The 18,577-nt window shown below is 39.6% G+C and carries 22 protein-coding genes, 1 pseudogene and 1 other annotated feature; of the genes and pseudogenes, 21 read left to right on the top strand and 2 right to left on the bottom strand.

What is annotated here, in order from left to right:
- Positions 1–35: 35 nt before the first annotated feature.
- The 13 genes from minC (at position 36) to pheA (ending at position 9,160) form a co-directional block, all read left to right on the top strand.
- A complete protein-coding gene (gene minC / locus PDT38_RS13915; protein WP_270802440.1) occupies positions 36–716 on the top strand; it encodes a septum site-determining protein MinC in 681 nt (226 codons plus the stop codon).
- 2 nt (positions 717–718) lie between these two features.
- Positions 719–1,525, top strand: a complete 807-nt coding sequence (gene minD / locus PDT38_RS13910) for a septum site-determining protein MinD (protein ID WP_270802439.1) — start codon at positions 719–721, stop codon at positions 1,523–1,525.
- A gap of 441 nt (positions 1,526–1,966) precedes the next feature.
- A complete protein-coding gene (locus tag PDT38_RS13905; RefSeq protein ID WP_270802437.1) occupies positions 1,967–2,209 on the top strand; it encodes a hypothetical protein in 243 nt (80 codons plus the stop codon).
- Positions 2,194–2,538, top strand: a complete 345-nt coding sequence (locus tag PDT38_RS13900; protein ID WP_317134957.1) for a helix-turn-helix transcriptional regulator — start codon at positions 2,194–2,196, stop codon at positions 2,536–2,538. Before PDT38_RS13905 ends, PDT38_RS13900 begins: the two co-directional genes overlap by 16 nt.
- Positions 2,539–2,766: 228 nt before the next feature.
- Positions 2,767–3,555 (top strand): peptidoglycan DD-metalloendopeptidase family protein, encoded by a 789-nt coding sequence (locus PDT38_RS13895; RefSeq protein ID WP_270802435.1) that lies wholly within the window; start codon positions 2,767–2,769, stop codon positions 3,553–3,555.
- On the top strand, positions 3,548–4,414 hold the full coding sequence (locus PDT38_RS13890) for a M50 family metallopeptidase (protein WP_270802433.1): 867 nt from the start codon (positions 3,548–3,550) through the stop codon (positions 4,412–4,414). Before PDT38_RS13895 ends, PDT38_RS13890 begins: the two co-directional genes overlap by 8 nt.
- Positions 4,415–4,677: 263 nt before the next feature.
- Positions 4,678–4,754, top strand: a sequence feature (ribosomal protein L21 leader region).
- A gap of 12 nt (positions 4,755–4,766) precedes the next feature.
- Entirely contained in the window at positions 4,767–5,075 is a 309-nt protein-coding gene (rplU, locus tag PDT38_RS13885) for a 50S ribosomal protein L21 (protein ID WP_270802431.1), read from the top strand.
- A gap of 13 nt (positions 5,076–5,088) precedes the next feature.
- Positions 5,089–5,430: a ribosomal-processing cysteine protease Prp gene (locus tag PDT38_RS13880; RefSeq protein WP_270802429.1), complete on the top strand. Its 342-nt coding sequence runs from the start codon at positions 5,089–5,091 to the stop codon at positions 5,428–5,430.
- Between the two features lie 12 nt (positions 5,431–5,442).
- Positions 5,443–5,724, top strand: a complete 282-nt coding sequence (gene rpmA / locus PDT38_RS13875) for a 50S ribosomal protein L27 (protein ID WP_172296691.1) — start codon at positions 5,443–5,445, stop codon at positions 5,722–5,724.
- A gap of 193 nt (positions 5,725–5,917) precedes the next feature.
- Complete coding sequence (locus tag PDT38_RS13870; RefSeq protein WP_270802427.1) at positions 5,918–6,487, top strand: sporulation initiation phosphotransferase B; 570 nt, start codon at positions 5,918–5,920, stop codon at positions 6,485–6,487.
- A gap of 32 nt (positions 6,488–6,519) precedes the next feature.
- A complete protein-coding gene (gene obgE, locus PDT38_RS13865) occupies positions 6,520–7,806 on the top strand; it encodes a GTPase ObgE (protein ID WP_270802425.1) in 1,287 nt (428 codons plus the stop codon).
- Between the two features lie 54 nt (positions 7,807–7,860).
- Positions 7,861–8,307 (top strand): ACT domain-containing protein, encoded by a 447-nt coding sequence (locus tag PDT38_RS13860; RefSeq protein ID WP_270802423.1) that lies wholly within the window; start codon positions 7,861–7,863, stop codon positions 8,305–8,307.
- Between the two features lies 1 nt (position 8,308).
- Complete coding sequence (gene pheA, locus PDT38_RS13855) at positions 8,309–9,160, top strand: prephenate dehydratase (RefSeq protein WP_270802422.1); 852 nt, start codon at positions 8,309–8,311, stop codon at positions 9,158–9,160.
- Between the two features lie 106 nt (positions 9,161–9,266).
- Here pheA and PDT38_RS13850 read toward each other — a convergent pair whose 3' ends face one another.
- Positions 9,267–9,809 carry a transcription repressor NadR gene (locus PDT38_RS13850; protein ID WP_270802421.1) on the bottom strand — a complete coding sequence of 181 codons (543 nt, stop codon included), beginning with the start codon at positions 9,807–9,809 and terminating at the stop codon, positions 9,267–9,269.
- Positions 9,778–10,956 carry an IscS subfamily cysteine desulfurase gene (locus tag PDT38_RS13845; RefSeq protein ID WP_270802420.1) on the bottom strand — a complete coding sequence of 393 codons (1,179 nt, stop codon included), beginning with the start codon at positions 10,954–10,956 and terminating at the stop codon, positions 9,778–9,780. The genes PDT38_RS13850 and PDT38_RS13845 overlap by 32 nt, the downstream gene beginning before the upstream one ends.
- Positions 10,957–11,054: 98 nt before the next feature.
- Between PDT38_RS13845 and nadB the strand changes: the two genes are divergently transcribed.
- From nadB to PDT38_RS13805, 8 genes and pseudogenes are all read left to right on the top strand, one after another.
- Positions 11,055–12,629, top strand: coding sequence for an L-aspartate oxidase (nadB, locus tag PDT38_RS13840; RefSeq protein WP_270802419.1), 1,575 nt, complete (start codon positions 11,055–11,057; stop codon positions 12,627–12,629).
- The gene (gene nadC / locus PDT38_RS13835) at positions 12,610–13,443 is read left to right on the top strand and encodes a carboxylating nicotinate-nucleotide diphosphorylase (protein WP_270802418.1); all 834 of its coding nucleotides are present in this window, start codon (positions 12,610–12,612) and stop codon (positions 13,441–13,443) included. The genes nadB and nadC overlap by 20 nt, the downstream gene beginning before the upstream one ends.
- 24 nt (positions 13,444–13,467) lie before the next feature.
- Positions 13,468–14,577: a quinolinate synthase NadA gene (gene nadA, locus PDT38_RS13830; RefSeq protein WP_270802417.1), complete on the top strand. Its 1,110-nt coding sequence runs from the start codon at positions 13,468–13,470 to the stop codon at positions 14,575–14,577.
- A gap of 106 nt (positions 14,578–14,683) precedes the next feature.
- The gene (safA, locus tag PDT38_RS13825; protein ID WP_270802416.1) at positions 14,684–15,727 is read left to right on the top strand and encodes a SafA/ExsA family spore coat assembly protein; all 1,044 of its coding nucleotides are present in this window, start codon (positions 14,684–14,686) and stop codon (positions 15,725–15,727) included.
- A gap of 157 nt (positions 15,728–15,884) precedes the next feature.
- Complete coding sequence (locus tag PDT38_RS13820; protein WP_270802415.1) at positions 15,885–16,526, top strand: YhcN/YlaJ family sporulation lipoprotein; 642 nt, start codon at positions 15,885–15,887, stop codon at positions 16,524–16,526.
- 82 nt (positions 16,527–16,608) lie between these two features.
- Positions 16,609–17,334 carry a YebC/PmpR family DNA-binding transcriptional regulator gene (locus PDT38_RS13815; protein ID WP_270802413.1) on the top strand — a complete coding sequence of 242 codons (726 nt, stop codon included), beginning with the start codon at positions 16,609–16,611 and terminating at the stop codon, positions 17,332–17,334.
- A 107-nt stretch (positions 17,335–17,441) separates the two neighbouring features.
- Positions 17,442–17,732: a hypothetical protein gene (locus PDT38_RS13810; protein ID WP_270802411.1), complete on the top strand. Its 291-nt coding sequence runs from the start codon at positions 17,442–17,444 to the stop codon at positions 17,730–17,732.
- A 308-nt stretch (positions 17,733–18,040) separates the two neighbouring features.
- Positions 18,041–18,494 (top strand): annotated as a pseudogene (locus tag PDT38_RS13805) (DinB family protein).
- Positions 18,495–18,577: the final 83 nt, after the last annotated feature.

Raw genomic sequence — 18,577 nt, 5'->3', positions numbered from 1 at the left:
GATGTCGAAATGAGTATGATGTTGAGGTGAGCACTGTGAAGGCCCAAAAGCACCAATACGTAACAATTAAAGGAACAAAAAATGGACTAACACTTCATCTTGATGACAACTGCTCTTTTGAAGAATTACTATATGGTCTTCAGGATGTGCTGTCACTCAAACATGATATGGGTGGGAAAAATCAGAAAATCAGTGTACTTGTTAAACTTGGCTACCGTTATATAACAAAGGAACAAGAAGCAAAACTGACCGAAGTCATCACTGACAAACAGAATCTGTTTATCCATTCCATTGAAAGTGAAGTCATGACGAAAAAAGAAGCAATTCGCTTAAAAAAAGAAAGTGAAGTGATATCTGTCGCTAAAATTGTCCGTTCTGGACAAGTGTTGGAAACAGATGGTGATTTACTTTTAATAGGGGATGTGAACCCTGGAGGAATGGTGATAGCCGGAGGGAATATTTTTATCCTCGGCTCATTAAGAGGGATTGCCCACGCTGGTTTTAATGGAAATACACGAGCTGTTATTGCGGCTTCTGACATGAGACCAACTCAATTGCGAATCAATCATGTGCTCAATCGCTCCCCAGACCACATCCAAGAAAAGAACACCATGGAATGTGCTTATTTAGATGAAAATGAGAATATGGTCATTGACCGTCTTCAAAAATTAGCTCATTTAAGACCTGGTTTAACAAGGCTTGAGGGAGGAATGTAAAATTGGGTGAAGCTATCGTAATAACCTCGGGAAAAGGCGGAGTTGGTAAAACGACAACATCTGCAAATCTTGGCACCGCCTTAGCAATTTTAGGGAAACGGGTTTGCCTTGTGGATACAGATATCGGTTTGCGTAACCTAGATGTCGTCATGGGTCTTGAAAATAGAATTATCTATGATCTGGTGGATGTTGTTGAAGAAAGGTGTAAAATCCATCAAGCACTTGTAAAAGATAAACGTTTTGATGATCTCCTTTATTTGCTTCCAGCAGCTCAGACAAGTGATAAATCAGCTGTTTTACCGGAACAAATGGTCAAATTAATTCAGCAGTTAAAACAGGATTTTGATTATATTGTGATCGACTGCCCAGCTGGAATTGAACAAGGCTACAAAAATGCTGTATCAGGGGCAGATAAAGCAATCGTTGTGACAACACCAGAAATTTCGGCTGTCAGAGATGCCGATCGGATTATCGGTCTTCTTGAGAAAGAAGAACATATTGAATCACCTCGTTTGATTATTAATCGGATTCGCAATCATTTAATGAAAAACGGTGATACACTTGATGTTGATGAAGTGATTCAACATTTATCAATCGAACTCATTGGGATTGTCAACGATGATGATGAAGTGATAAAAGCATCTAACAATGGAGAACCTATTGTAATGGATCCGAACAACAAGGCATCAATTGCGTACCGTAATATTGCACGTCGTGTTCTTGGGGAGTCTGTGCCATTACAATCTTTCGAAGAAGTCAACAAAGGTGTTTTTGCTAAAATTAAATCATTTTTTGGTGTGCGTGCTTAAACGATCAGCTTGTCAGGTAAGGCTAAAATTAGCTTTAATGACAAGCTTTTTTACTATCCAAGCAAAATAGGATATTTGGAGTAAATAAAAAGCCATGCTCAATCATGGCTTTTTAACTATCTTTTCATTTGAAATTTTTTTTCGTATTTTTCCATATAAAAAGGTCAATACAGCTCCGGCTGCCAATGCGTTTAAATGAGCGATGAGATAGTGAAGATGCCCATTGTTCTCTGCTGCAGCTATCGCAAAGCAGTTGTTCCAAATCCTATTGCTGTCAGATTGCTTAAATAAACATATCCTCCAGCTAGTGCTCCACCAATACAGCCTGCAATGAGCGGGAATTTGTATTTTAATGTAACTCCGAATATTGCTGGTTCTGAAACACCAAATAGTGTTGATTCAAATGCTGATATACCAATATGAAGCAGATGCGGAGGATCCTTGGGAACGTGGATTGGTTTCAGAGGAGTAAAAGCAAAGCAATTTCTTACCAGAACAGGTTTGTGTATGGAGCAGCCAATTTTAAAGGTTGAGCAAGATGACAAGCTCATTCGCTCTATGGATAGCATTGTGTCCGCATCAAAAATGACTTCTAACAAAGATTTACTACTAACAGCAAAACTTTACGAGTTTTTATATTTATTGGTTGAACTCTATCCAAATCGAAAATCAATAGCGAAGTAAAACAGCAAAAATATATTGAAGATGCGCTTCTTTTTATCGAACAAAATTACGCAAATTCTATTACAGTTCATGATATTGCTAAATATATATCAATTGACCGTTCATATCTTCATCGATTATTTAAACAATATCTCAATAAATCACCACAGGAATATTTGTTAAATTTAAGAATAGAAAAAGGGTGTTTTTTGCTTGCCCATTCATCGCTTAAAATTGGTGATATTGCTCGATCGGTTGGATATAATGATACATTACTATTTTCAAAAACATTTAAAAAAATAAAACAATCTACTCCGTCAGAGTATCGAAGTAATCATTATAAATTGTAGGCCGAGCAGGTGGCTGCAGGTGAAACTTAAGCGAAATAGAGAGTAACTACCATTTTCCTTGTTTTATGGATAACAAGTCATGTTTTCAAATTCCGTTTCAACAAGTCCTGAGCTCACGCCCTGGTTTCACACACGAAGGTATTTCTTCTATGACGATCTTTACCTGCATAAATGGATTGGACAAGACATACGATGGTACAAACAACCTGAATGTAAAGGATGGGGGTTATGAGTCATAGAAGAGCACATGAGATTCGTAAAAGAATCGCTAAAAAAAGAAAGCAGAGGCCGCTAGGAACGAAACAGGCGGACAGCAAAAAACACGAACATCTACCAGTTTGGACTGCCTTTTCAGAGGAAGATGGAAAACATGGTAATGTTCCTGTATATGAAGGTCATTCCCATTTAAATGGGAAACATCCGCTCATAAAGGCCGATGCACTCATCATCAAATCTCTTTTGTCCGCCTGCCTTGTTCTTGTTTCTGCAATAGCTTATAAAGGTCACTTTGAACCTATTAAGCAAATAAAGCCGGTCGTCAGTCAAATTTTTACTGAGGAATTTCAATTCGCTTCTCTCAGTAATTGGTATGAATCTACATTTGGACACCCGCTGGCAATGTTTAAGCCGAAGAATAGTAAACAACCGAATCAAGTTGAAGTCAACCAAGGACTCGTTACACCTGCAATGGGAAAGGTCCAAGAGAAATTTTCCGGGCAAGGAATTAAAGTGGAAACAGAGAGTGAAGCAATTGAGAGTATGAAAGAGGGCTATGTCATTGAGATGAATAAAAGTCCTAAGACAGGTCTAACCATTGTCATTCAGCATGCGGATAATAGCTATAGTTACTACGGGCAATTGAAAAAAGCAAATGTTGCCTTATATGACTTTGTTGATAAAGGAAGCAAACTAGGAACGATACAGCAAAATAAAGATCATAAGGGTGTTTATTATTTTGCGATTAAACAGGGGGAAGAATTTGTTGATCCGATACAGGTGATATCATTTGATGACTAAATGGACAGAGCTTATGACAAAGCTCCATATTCATCCTCTGCTATGGTTTGTAATGGCGCTTGGTTTACTGACTGGGCATATTAAACCATTATTTTGTTTAATGATTATTATTTTTATTCACGAACTTGGCCATGCTACAGCTGCTATTTATTTTTCATGGAGGATTAGGCGAATTTTCTTGCTGCCTTTCGGGGGAACACTTGAGGTTGATGAACATGGTAATAGACCATTAAATGAAGAAGTTGTTGTCATTCTGGCCGGGCCGCTGCAGCATATATGGCTTCAGTCTGCGGCTTGGTTTTTGTCAGTCAAAGCAATAATCGGACCTCAGTTATTTGAAATGTTTACATTTTACAATTTGACCATTTTGGTGATTAATTTATTCCCGATCTGGCCGCTTGATGGAGGAAAACTCATGTTTCTTCTTTTTTCAAAATACTATCCATATCAAAAAGCACAACGGATGATGTTGATCTTTTCATGTTTTATCTGTGCTTTATTCATTGGAGGAGTGTTACTAGTTTCCCCTTCTCAACTAAGTGCTTGGGTGTTGCTGACATTTCTGTCTGTCTCTTTATACAAGGAGTACCGTGATCGGCATTATAGCCATATTCGCTTTTTGCTAGAGCGTTATTATGGAAAGGATAGAGAGGTTTTTCAGTTGAAACCGATCATCGTTTGTGCCAGTGATCAAATATATGATGTGATGCTTAGATTTAAGAGAGGCTGCAAGCATCCGATTGTAATAGAAAAAGACGGGAAAAAAGTGAGTCAGCTTGATGAAAACGAAGTTCTTCACGCTTACTTTGCTAACAAGCATACAACATCTTCAATGGAAGAGCTTATGATGGCTTTATGAACGACCCCGATTTACGTTTGTTCGCTTCTTGGGATTCAGCGCTTCCCGTAGCTTCTAGCTATCAATATCGTTGATACGAGGAATTGAATATCTAACGGTTTCTTGTGATTTTGGCTGTATTCACAAATATTTGTGGTCATGTCTTTTATTGTTTCACTAGATCCAACCATTTTCATCGAGCTACTTCAATATATCAAAACTGGTAAAAAGCATTGACATTCACCATTGATTTTGGTATAGTTTTTTATGTTATGGCTGTAGCACCATTGCTACAACCGCTCAGCGCAGGTGTTAAGTGCTTACTATAGCCCCCTGCTGACTGGCGAGTCTTAGTCTATTAGGAGGTGCAGAGATGTACGCAATTATTCAAACAGGTGGAAAACAAATTAAAGTTGAAGAAGGCCAAACTGTATATGTTGAAAAGCTTGCTGTTGAAGCTGGCGAAACAGTTACATTTGACAACGTATTGTTTATCGGCGGTGAAAACGTGAAAGTTGGTAGCCCAATGGTTGAAGGCGCTACGGTAACAGGCAAAGTTGAAAAACAAGGCCGTGCTAAAAAGATTACCGTATTTAAGTACAAACCAAAGAAAAACCAACATAAAAAACAAGGTCATCGTCAGCCTTACACTAAAGTTGTAATTGAAAAAATTAACGCTTAAGGCGTGAAAAGATATGATTCACGTAAAAATGACAAGGTCCCAATCGAACAAAGCGATTTTATCCTTTGAAATGTCGGGGCATGCGAATTTTGCTGAACGTGGACAGGATCTCGTTTGTGCGGGAGCATCAGCCGTTACCATTGGAGCCATCAATGCGGTCGTGAAGTTGACAGGTATTGAACCGCTTCTTGATCTCGGGGAAGACGGTGGATTTATACATTTTAAATTCCCGGATGAAACGGATCAGGAGGCATATCATAAAGCTCAGTTACTTCTTGAAGGTATGCTGGTTTCTCTACAAACCATTGAACGAGATTATGAAGGTTACTTAAAAGTAACGACAAATAGAATATAGGAGGTGAGTTACATGTTAAGATTAGATCTTCAATTTTTCGCATCTAAAAAAGGAGTAGGTTCAACTAAAAACGGACGTGACTCTGAAGCGAAACGCCTCGGTGCTAAACGGGCAGATGGTCAATTCGTATCTGGCGGTTCTATCCTTTATCGTCAGCGCGGAACGAAAATTTACCCAGGTGAAAACGTAGGTCGCGGTGGAGATGATACACTATTTGCTAAAATCGATGGAACTGTTAAGTTTGAACGTTTTGGTCGTAACCGCAAAAAAGTGAGCGTATATCCTGTAGCCTAACCTAGACAAACTCCGGTCGTTTTAGACTGGAGTTTTTTACATATTTATTCATATAACCACTACCCCAAGTATGGGATTCCATCTCATCTGCTTCATAAACGTGTTTCAATTACATGACCTTCTCTGTTATAATTCAAAGTGCAAACAAAAATCAGACTCCTAAAAAAGAGACCTAATGATTGGGAGTGCTAAAATGGAAGAAATGTCAAAAAATAAATTGGATCATAAAGTGTTAACAACCGAGCTTGTTCACTTACTTAGCCATTCAAGGCATGATTGGATGAATAAACTGCAGTTGATTAAAGGAAACCTAACATTAAAAAAGTATGACCGTGTGTTTGAAATTATTGAAGAAGCGGTCATTGAAGCTCAGCATGAATCAAAGCTTTCAAATCTGAAAATGCCGCGTTTTGCTTATGAATTACTTACATTTAATTGGAAGGCTCGTTCACTAACACTTGAATATGAAGTGCTTGGAGAAGTCAGAGATTTATCAGCTTATGATGAAAAGCTTGTATGTCTAATCGGACAACTATTGCGTATTTTTGATGAGTCCGTTTTGAAAGGCACTGATAACCATCTGACCATCACACTGCAAATAGATAGAGCTGATGTGAATTTCGTGATTTTTTTGGATTTTCACGGTGTCTTTACAAGCCTGACAAAATTAAAAGGATTTCAACGGTCACAAGAAGATTTTTATGACATGAAACGGTTTGATGTGTCAGATCACGAATGTCTTGTAGAAATCGATATGAAGTAAAAGCGGGTTTTTAGGAAAGAACGGAGGACAATATGTTTGTTGATCAGGTAAAAGTATATGTTAAAGGTGGAGACGGCGGGAATGGCATGGTTGCTTTTCGCCGTGAAAAATATGTACCAAAAGGAGGGCCGGCAGGCGGAGATGGAGGAGACGGCGGAGACGTCATCTTTAAAGTGGATGAAGGCCTCAGTACATTGATGGACTTTAGATATCAAAGACACTTTAAAGCGATTCGTGGAGAACATGGCATGTCAAAAAATCAGCATGGTAGAAATGCTGAAAATATGGTCATTAAAGTTCCGCCTGGTACAGTTGTTATTGATGATGATACAAAACAAGTGATCGCCGATTTGACTGAACATGGCCAGGAAGAAGTGATTGCAAAAGGTGGACGCGGTGGACGCGGCAACACTAGGTTTGCAACACCTGCAAATCCAGCACCTCAACTTTCAGAGAATGGTGAACCAGGAAAAGAACGTTATGTGGTGCTTGAACTAAAGGTTTTAGCTGATGTCGGTCTTGTTGGTTTCCCAAGTGTTGGAAAATCGACGCTTCTATCGGTTGTTTCCTCAGCAAAGCCCAAGATTGCTGATTATCACTTTACAACACTTGCTCCAAATCTCGGGATGGTTGAAACAGAAGATGGCCGAAGTTTTGTGATGGCTGATCTGCCAGGGTTAATCGAAGGGGCTCATGAAGGTGTTGGCCTCGGACATCAATTTCTTAGACATATTGAAAGAACACGAGTGATTGTTCATGTGATTGATATGTCAGGTCTTGAAGGCCGCGATCCATATGAAGATTATCAGACCATCAACCAAGAGCTTGAACAATATAATTTAAGACTTACTGAACGACCGCAAATTATTGTTGCAAATAAAATGGATATGCCTGAAGCAGAAGAAAATCTTCGCGCATTTAAGGAAAAATTAACGGATGATCATCCTGTTTTTCCAATCAGTGCGATTACGAAACAAGGGTTAAGGGATCTGTTGTTTGAGATTGCTAATCGTTTGGAAACAACACCGGAATTTCCGCTTTATGATGAAGAAGAATTGGCTGAAAACAGGGTTATGTACAAACTTGAGGATGAAGAGGAGTCATTTGTTATTACCCGTGATCCGGACGGTACCTTTGTTCTGAGCGGTGCCAAACTTGAGCGCTTATTTAAAATGACGGATTTCTCAAGAGATGAGTCTGTCAAACGGTTTGCCAGACAATTACGCGGAATGGGCGTTGATGAGGCATTAAGAAAACGAGGAGCAAAAGATGGGGATATCATCCGATTGCTGAAGTTTGAATTCGAATTTATTGACTGATCATCAGGAGAGTTTGCCCATGCAGGCTCTCCGTATTTTAAGGAGAGAGAGAAATTGGCGAAAGAGGAGATCTTTTATCTTGTCAGAGAAGACGTATTGCCAGAGGCGATGAAGAAAACACTTGAAGTTAAAAAGCTAATTGAACGGAAGAAAGCTGAATCTGTAGCAGAAGCAGTGCAAAAAGTTGACTTGAGCCGCAGTGCTTTTTATAAGTATAGGGATGCAGTATTTCCTTTTTACACAATGGTTAAGGAGCAAATAATCACTCTTTTTTTTCATTTGGAGGACCGTTCAGGAACGCTGTCCCATTTACTTCAGGTTGTGGCTGAATCGGGGTGCAATGTCCTATCAATCCATCAATCGATACCGCTTCAAGGAAGGGCCAATGTCACCTTATCTGTTAGCACAAGAGGAATGAATAGAAATATTGATTTGCTAATGAATACATTAAGAAAACTAGAATTTGTCGAAAAAGTCGAAATATTAGGTTCGGGTGCATAAGATGAGAGTTGGTTATTTAGGTCCAGAAGCTACGTTTACCCATTTAGCTGTGCGTTCTTCGATTTTGCATGCCAAACACCAACCATATCATACAATCCCAGCCTGTATGGATGCTGCTATGAAGAGGGAAATCGATTTGGCTGTCGTTCCACTGGAAAATGCACTTGAAGGATCAGTCAATTTAACGATTGATTACTTAATTCATGAACAGCCACTTTATATTGTTGGTGAAATCACGGCTCCAATTCGCCAGCATTTACTTGTTCACCCTTCTAAAAAAGCAGATTGGAAAGAGATTCAAACGATTTATTCTCATTCACATGCGATTGCACAATGTCATAAATTTTTACACAGTCATTTTCAATCGGTCTCGTTTGAATATGCCACTTCGACAGGAGCGGCGGCAAAATATGTGAGCGAACATCCGGAAAAAAACATTGCTGTGATCGCTAACGAAATTGCAGCTGAAACCTACCAATTAGAGATTGTGAAACGCGACATCCATGATTATCACGATAACCATACAAGGTTTGTGTTTCTTCACCCTGATCAACATATTTCATTTCAAGTTGATCCGTTATTAACATCGAGACCGAAGACGACATTGATGGTCACTCTTCCTCTAGATAGATCAGGAGCGCTTCACCAAGTGTTGTCCGCTTTTGCTTGGAGAAATTTGAATCTTTCTAAAATTGAATCCCGTCCGACAAAAACAGGATTAGGAAATTATTTTTTTATCATCGATATTGAGAAGAGCTTAGATGAAGTTTTGCTTCCTGGGGCGATCGCTGAACTTGAAGCCTTAGGTTGTAAAGTAAAGATGCTAGGGACTTACCATACTTATCGTTTATAAAATAATAAAAAAACTCCTCCGCAGTGCTGAACAGCCGGAGGAGTTTCGTGGTAAAAGCTGGTGGGTAGTTTTCCACCAGTTTTTTTATCGTTTTTCTGTTCTAAATTCATTCAGGAATAAGAATATTAGCTTTTTTTAGAGCTTCGCAAGCTTGGTCGATTTTTTCGTCAGTCGCCGCTTCTAGTGTATGAAGATGGGTCCCATTTGTAAGCTGAGATAAGTATGCGGCATTTGTTGAAGAAATTTTTTTAATAAAGTCGCTCACTTCTTTTCTTGTGCTCACTCTGATAGAAGCTGTCAAATCGCCATATACAGGATGTTCAATGATGACATCTTTAACTGTTACCCCAAAATCGACAATTAGATTCAGCTCTTCTTCAGCTCTTTCTGGCCCATGTTCACATGCGATGATACGTGTAACAGGTTGTTTTTCACTAGTTTGGGAGTGTAAATACAGATATCCTTGACTTGTAGCGATAATCGGTTCATTTTTGGCCTTTAATAAAGAGATATCCTGGACGATCACCTGTCTTGAAACAGCAGATTTTTTTGCCAGTTCACTACCTGTTAAAGGTGTTTGTGATTCTTTTAGCCAAATGAGTAGTTGTTTTCGCCGCTCAGCTCCTGTAAGTTTGATTTCCTCTGCCAATCCGATAGTCTCCTTTCTCATCATTCATAGCTGAAAAAACATCTAGCAGTTGATCGACATGCTCTTTGGATGTGTCATAACCAAAGGAAATTCGAATAAATTGAAGCGCTTGTTCTGTTGATATATTCAGAGCCTTCATCGTGTTTGAAGGTTCATGGTAGCCAGCTGAACATGCGCTTCCTGTTGATATACAGATATTGTGTCGATTACATTCCAACATAACATATTGTCCTTCAAAAGCATCAAAAAAACAACCTAAAATGTGCGGTAGCACTTCAGTATTTGCCGACGCGGAAACGGCGAGTGAAACCGGAAGTTTCCGGTTCGCAATCCCTTGTAAAAAATGGTTTCGTAGTTTTAGATGTTTTTCGTATACTTCATTCATTTGATTGATCGTCCATTCAGCTGCCGCAATAAAAGCCCCGATACCGGGAACATTGACAGTGCCACTCCGAAAGCCTTTTTCATGCAGGGTTCCAGGATAGACCGGTTTCCAGTTGACACCGGGTTTCATATAGACCGCTCCTGTTCCTTTTGGACCGTATACTTTATGACTTGAAATAGATAAAGCATCAACTCCAAGATTTGAAGCATTGACTGGAATTTTCGCAAATGTTTGAACAACATCACTGTGCAGGAGGACTCCTTGTCGATGCAGATAAGAGGAAAGTTCACGCAGAGGCTGAATAACACCTGTTTCCGAATTTGCATGCTGAATCGATACAAGACCTGTTTCTGGACGAAGGTGCTGTTTCAATATGTCAGTTGTAATTACTCCGTCAGCATTTGGTTTCATTGTGCTGACTTCAAATCCTTGCATGGTCAATTGCTGCTTTAAGATATGGATTGACTGATGTTCCATTTCTGTCATTAAAAAATGACGTTTCTCCGAAGGAAGACCATTTAAAATTGAATGAATGGCCAGGAAGTTAGCTTCCGTTCCACCACTTGTAAAATAAATTCCTTCAGGATCGCCGTTTATCAGTTTTGCCAGTGTCTTACGACAGTATTTCAGAATATTGTCTGCTTTGCCGCCAGCATCATGGAGGCTGCTAGAATTACCATAAATATCTGTGCTTAGTTTTTCAAACGCTTGTAAGGCACTACTTGAGATCGGTGTTGTCGCTGCATAATCAAGATAAATCACATCCAGAGTCTCCCATTCTATAAAAAGTACTTGAGTTTATTTTATCGATATGTAAATATAGGTGTCAAGACAGATGTAAATTTACAGGAGGAGTCAACATGTCTGGTCAGACAATTATTGTTGTCGGTGCTGGTGCGGCTGCTTTATCTTTGGCTGCGGCTATGCCGCCTTCATATCAAGTCATGGTCATTACAAAAAAATCAATCAGTGACAGCAATTCAACACTTGCACAAGGGGGCATTGCCACATCGATATTAGCCGAAGATACGAGCTATGCACATATAGAAGATACACTGTATGCGGGCTGTGGCCATAATCATTTTGATATTGTCAAAGGTGCTATTACAGATGGAAAACGACTTGTTCACGAACTGATCAAACATCATTTTCCTTTTGATGTGGATCATGACGGGAATTTAGAGCTTGGCAAAGAAGGAGCGCACTCTATGAAGCGGATTTTACATGCTGGAGGAGATGCGACAGGACGGATGTTGATCCAGTATTTAATTGAACAGCTCGGTGAACATGTCATGTTGAAGGAGTATGAAACTGCGGCTGACTTATGGGTTGAAAATGGACGCTGTGCTGGTGTTTGGACTAAAGATCAGGCTGGGAAAACTCACCTTAGAAAAGCGGATCATGTGGTTATTGCGACAGGAGGCTGTGGCCAGCTATTTCAAATCAATACTAATAACCGTTCTGTTACAAGTGACGGACTTTCTTTGGCCTATCGGGCTGGAGCAGAGCTGACCGATTTGGAGTTCGTTCAGTTTCACCCAACACTCCTTATCAGTGATGGGGTCTCATATGGGCTTGTTTCTGAAGCTGTTCGTGGGGAAGGAGCTGTGTTAATCGATCAAAATGGCCAACCCGTGATGGAAGGTGTTCACACACTAAAAGATTTGGCACCCCGGGATATTGTGGCAAGAGTTTTACATCAAAAACAGACAGAAAGAGCTCGCCTGTTTTTAGATATTAGAAACATAGCAAATTTTGAAAGTCGCTTTCCAACCATTTCTTCTCTTTGTGAAAAAGCTGGTATCTCAATTGAAGAAGGCCAAATTCCTGTATCACCAGGAATGCACTTTTTAATGGGGGGAGTCTCAGTCAACAAGTGGGGAGAAACAACGGTTCCCAACCTTTATGTGATTGGGGAATCAGCCTGTACGGGTTTTCATGGTGCTAATCGGTTAGCAAGCAATTCTCTACTAGAATGTCTTGTGTTCGGAAGAAGAGCTGCTGAGCGTATACAAAGTAAAAAAAATCTCCCTGTGGTGAATAAAAAACTACACAAACCTGATGAGATCGTATTTGCTGTCCCAGAATCGACTTTGGAAGACATACAGACAAAGATGACACAATCTGTATCAATTGTGCGTTCAGCTCCAGAATTATTAAAGATGAAAAATTGGCTTGAACAAATGCCAGTTCAAATCATAAATGTGAAAGAAATCACAAACGAACAGCTTGAGCTGTCACATGTCTGGCAAACAGCCAAACTGATGACACAATCTGCATTACTTCGTACTGAAAGCAGAGGCGGGCATTATCGCTCAGATTTTCCGATGAAAGACGATGCGATTTGGAAAGGAAAACAAATCATCCATTCAGTTGACGGTGTAAAGATTAGAAAAAATGAAGGGATTGGAGACCATGCAATTGCTCAAGCTTAGACAAATGCTTGTCGAATTTTTTAAGGAAGACATTGGCTGGGGGGATCTCACTTCTCAGGCTGTTTTTGAAGGGGATCATCAATGTGATGCCGTTATCATTGCAAAGGAAAATGGTTTTTTTGTCGGAGAGATGGTGATCAAAGAAGGTATTCGCCTGATTGATGAAACGATTTTGGTGACGATGCACAAAAAGGATGGAGAATCGCTTACAAAAGGCGACATCATCGCTCGGCTTAAAGGGCCAGCCGCTTCACTTTTGACAGGGGAACGGGTCATTTTAAATCTTATTCAAAGAATGTCGGGTATTACAACATTAACAAAACAATCTGTAAACCGTTTAAATGATCCTTATATTAAAATTTGTGATACAAGAAAAACTACCCCTGGGTTGCGAATGCTTGAAAAATATGCTGTCAAAACAGGTGGAGGTTATAATCACCGCTTTGGATTGGATGGCGGGATCATGATAAAAGATAATCATATTGCAGCGTGTGGCTCGATTTTACAAGCGGTTGAAAAAGCCCGTGCGACATGTGGACATATGATAAAGATTGAGGTGGAGATCGAGTCTGAAACAGAGCTTGTTGAAGCAATTGAAGCAAAAGCAGATATTATCATGTTTGATAATTGCTCTCCAGAAACTGTGAAAAAATTCGCGAGCATGACACCTAGTCATATCATAACGGAAGCTTCAGGCGGTATAACATATGAAAACCTCCCTGCTTACAGGGGAACAGGCGTGTCCTATATCTCACTCGGCTATTTGACGCATTCTGTGAAAAGTCTTGATATTAGCATGAATATCGACCTTTAAAACATGAGAACGGAGAGGAAATAAATGTCTATTTTAAACTTAATCAATCAAGCAAACAGCGGAATGATTCCCCACTATTACAAGGAAATGTCAGAAGAAGAAATGGTGACAAGAATTTTGCGGATCAAACAAAAATTTGGCGAAAAGTTGTTTATTCCTGGTCATCACTATCAAAAAGATGAAGTGATTCAATTTGCTGATGCAACAGGGGATTCACTGCAACTAGCACAAATAGCCCAAGCCAATAAAAGGGCGGAATTCATTGTATTTTGTGGTGTTCACTTTATGGCCGAAACTGCCGATATGCTGACAAACAAAGAACAGGTTGTCGTTTTGCCTGATATGAGAGCTGGTTGTTCGATGGCTGATATGGCAAATATGCAGCAGACAAACCGAGCATGGAAAAAGTTGACTGAAATTTATGGTGATACGATGATCCCATTAACATATGTGAATTCTACTGCTGAAATTAAAGCTTTTACTGGAAGAAATGGCGGGGCAACAGTGACGTCATCAAATGCTAGCCGTATCTTAACATGGGCATTGAAGAAAAAAGAGCGGATTTTATTTCTACCTGATCAGCACCTTGGACGTAACACAGCCTATGATCTAGGTATTCCGCTCAGCCAGATGGCAGTATGGGATCCTATTGCCGAAGAACTGATCTATGAAGGCGATATTCAAGATGTGAAAATGATACTTTGGAAAGGACATTGCTCTGTTCACGAAAAATTTACGGTCGATAATGTCAGAAATATAAAAGAGCGCGACCCAGAAATCAATGTGATTGTCCATCCTGAATGTTCACATGAAGTCGTGATGCTCAGCGATTATAACGGTTCAACTAAAAAAATTGTTGATACGATTAACAAAGCAGAACCAAACAGTAAATGGGCAATTGGAACAGAAATGAATCTTGTCAAACGAATCATTAAGGAACACCCTGACAAACAAATTGAATCACTGAATCCCGATATGTGTCCATGCTTGACGATGAACAGAATCGACCTTCCTCATTTATTATGGTCCTTAGAAGAAATCGATAAAGGTCAACCGACTGGTGTGATTCGAGTAAACAAAGAAATCACATTGGATGCTGTAAGTGCATTAAACCGGATGTTAAATATTAGTTAAAAACAAGTTTTTAGCATAACCCCTTCTGACTGTGCATAAATTTGTGAGGAAACATATTAGTTAATCTTATGTGTATGTTCACGTTTTTGCATAGGAGGGGAAAACGTTGAAAATTCATATTGTCCAAAAGGGAGACACTCTGGAAAACATTGCACAAAAATATGAAGTGGATTTCAAGGAGTTAAAGTCATTAAATTCACAACTCAGCAATCCCGATTTGATTATGCCTGGCATGAAAATAAAGGTGCCGTCAGAAGCAGTGCCAGTTAAGAAAGAGGAACAAGTCAATATGAGAAAGGAGTTTCCAAAACCGCCACAACATCCATTTGCAGATGAAAAGCCGATATCAACGGTTGATATCGAAGATACGAAACCGAAGGAAAAGCCTTCTGTTCCATATGTCCCACCTGTTCCTAAGTTGGGAGGGAACGATTTGCCGGAAGGAGATATTTCCGGTGTTTATCAAAATGTAAGCCAGTTACATCAGTCATCTGTACCTCCAAGGCCGTATGAACCTCAACAGCAATCATCCATCATGAATGATCAATGGAGAAATGAGGAGGAGAATAATATGGAAAATGTCAACTATCCAAATATGTCTCAGCAACCCCAAGGAGGAATGGAAAGCCAAATGCCTTCCGGAATGCCATCATATCCTACTGGTTATTATCCTCAGCCATATCCGTTTTATCCAGGGTGTTGGATACCTGTATCACCAATCCTTCCTGGCTCAGGTTTAGCCTATCCATGGTATCCTTACCCTGCTCAAATGCCCTACATGCCTCAGGCTGGCTATATGAATCCAGGAGGATTTCAAAGAGATGACAATTTGGATTATGAAAACGATAGTCGCCAAACATATTATCAACAACCGTTTACAGCTCCAGGCTATATGGGACAATATCCATATCCTCCATATCAGGGGCAGTATCCTACCTACCCTGGATTCACCCCACAAGGTTCCGGTTATACAGGTAACCCGAATGATCCAGACTGCGGATGTGGAGGTCCTAGCCAATTTCAGGGAGGTTACCCAGGAGGCGTACCATACGGACAGATGCCGCAAATGGGAGCTCCTTATATGGGAGGCTACACTCAGCAACCACAAACAAGTCAAATGTTTAACAGACCTGAAGAGGATGAAGACTAATCTAAAACGGGACGATGAACCATCGTTCCTTTTTTCATGCTTTTAAAAAAACTCTCTTGGATTGTCTATAACTAACAAGGTTAGTCTTCCTCGTTAAAGCACATTTTAAAGAAGAGCGGAATATGCTCAAAATTAAAGGTTTAACGGGGGGCTTACTTTGGATAACAAGCTAAAGGTGTTTTCAGGGGTTTTAATTTTGACTGCAGGTCTTTCTGCATGTGGAAATAACAATGCGATGGATACGAGAAATAACGACAATACCCGTCCAGTCGGATATTATACAAATGACAGAGATCGGAATGACAGAGTGGATAATGACGGTCCTGTCACAGATATGCTTGAAAATATGGATGGGCGAAACGGAACAACAAATGTAACAGACCGTAATCGTCGTGATGTTCAAGTTCCAACACGCGGTGGAACGTATAGCAGAGGGGATATGAATTATCACAACCATTTAACAGATACGACAGGTACACCAAATATGAGGTATGACAGACCGGAAAATCTGAGAATATCCAGAAATATTACCGGACAGATCAACAAAATGAATCAAATTGATGATTGCCAAGTCGTTGTAACAGACGAAACCGCCATCATTGCAGTACGTGCTGACGAACGTCTAACAAATGCTGAAAGAAATCAAATACGAAATACGGCCAAACAGTATGCTGGAAAGAGAACGGTTCAAGTCGTCAAAGATAATACCCTATTTACAAGGTTTCGGGAAATGAATGACAATCCTCAAAACTTACGGGATCGTGGCGACATTCGAAATGGTCGTTTAGGAAACCGCTAACAAAATGCCGGGGCTACCCCGGCATTTTCTTTACAATACAGATAAAGTAGTACATAAAAGAATGGATGGGAGGCAAAAAAATATGGCTGGTCATTCCAAATGGAAGAATATTCAGAAGAGGAAGAATGCACAAGATGCTAAACGCGGAAAAATATTTATGAAGCTTGCCAAAGAAATTTATGTGGCTGTTAAAACGGGTGGACCTGATCCAGAATCAAATTCAAGTCTTCGTCTCGTGATGGATAAAGCCAAAAATGCCAACATGCCAAACGATAACATTGACCGTGCGATAAAAAAAGCTGCCGGAAATCAAGATGGAAGCCAATACGAGGAAATGACTTATGAAGGTTATGGACCAGCTGGTGTTGCGATTATGGTTAAATGTTTAACAGATAATAAAAACCGGACAGCAACAAATGTCAGAACCGCTTTTAGCAAAAATGGCGGAAATCTTGGGGAAACGGGTTGTGTTTCATATATGTTTAACAGAAAAGGATACATCGCGATTGAGCGAGAGGAACTTGACTCAGATGAAGATGAATTCATGCTTGAACTTATTGAAATTGGTGTCGAAGAACTTGAAACAAGTGATGAGCTGTTTGAAATTTATACAGAACCAGAGCAATTTGAAGAAGTCAGACACGGATTGAATCAACGCGGTTATAAGCTCGCTATCGCTGAAATCACCATGATTCCTAATATGTATGCTGAAATTGCTGAACAAGATCAGGAGAAGATTGAAAAGCTCGTTGACGTGCTTGAAGACGATGATGATGTTCAAGAAGTCTATACAAATGTTCATGAATGACGCTGATGAAGCGTCATTTTTCTTTGATTTTCAAACGACAGCGGAAACAAGTGATGTTCTCACGTCATATATTAAAAAGGACATTTTAGAAGAGAGGAGGGATCAAAGTGGCTGATAACAACCAACAACCGGATGTCGAAACAGCAGAGCTGATTGAGAGAATCAACAACCAGGTTAACGGTCTTGGCCAAGCGATCTTAGAATTAGTTCAAAAGAATAGCAATCTGGATATAAAACAAATGGATTGGACAAAAATGGAGAACACAGAATTGAATCAATCAATTCAAAACAACATTAACGAATATATCCAAAATATTAACAATTTGAATGCTAATTTACTGGGGCAAATAAATGACTCAACGTCTGGAATGATCAATAAAAACGATGGAGAACAATAACATGATTGGCTAATGAAGCTGTCTAAAAAGTCCTTTATCAACATGAATCAGGGGGAATTGCGAGACTCGTGCGGAAACAGCGAACCAGGCGAGACCCCTAGGAGCAAGGAACGAGCTCCGGGGAGGCTCGCGGATCGCCCGCGGAAAGCGAGCAAATTTTCCCCAATTTTTATTCATCCCCCGTTTTTTTATGTTAGAAATAGAGTAAATGGAAATTTTGTTTTGAATGATAAAGAGAATGAATATTAAACGATGAGGAAAATCATGTTACCATTGATGTAATGAAATATTTGGAAGGGGGATAAACAATGGAACGGATAAACCGTGTCCTTCAAAAATTTCTATCCCATCGCAATGTGACAGAAGAGCTAATTCGAAAAATTGACGGACTATAAACCGACTGAAACTTCAATGTCAGTGAAAGAATTAGTAACACACATTCTGTTTTCGTTCTATCAATTTACATTGACCGATAAAGAAGGGAACCCTGAAGTTTTTAAAAAGAAGCTAGAAGAAACTGAGACAAGCCTTGATGAGCTAACTACATCTTATACGGAAAAAACGAAAAAATTGTTCGAATCTTTTACAGATGAAGAATTAGACCGTGAAATTGATTTGACGAATATATTCGGACAAAAGGTATTTGCTGAACAGCTCCTTCAGTTTGCGATTGACCATGAGATTCATCATAAAGGCAATCTATTTGTGTATGTACGTGAAATCGGGCACACTGATCTGCCATTATACGTTAAACTTCGCTAACGTGATCAGCCTGAAAAAATCCTCAAAAAATGAATATGAAAGTAGGAATCGTGCACATTATAAGTAAAATGGTTAAGGAGGAT

Origin of the sequence: Bacillus changyiensis (assembly GCF_027706145.1) — a bacterium.
GTDB classification, from domain to species: Bacteria; Bacillota; Bacilli; order Bacillales; family Bacillaceae; genus Bacillus; species Bacillus changyiensis.
Note: the sequence above shows the minus strand (reverse complement) of the source record. Positions and strands in the feature narration are given on the sequence as shown.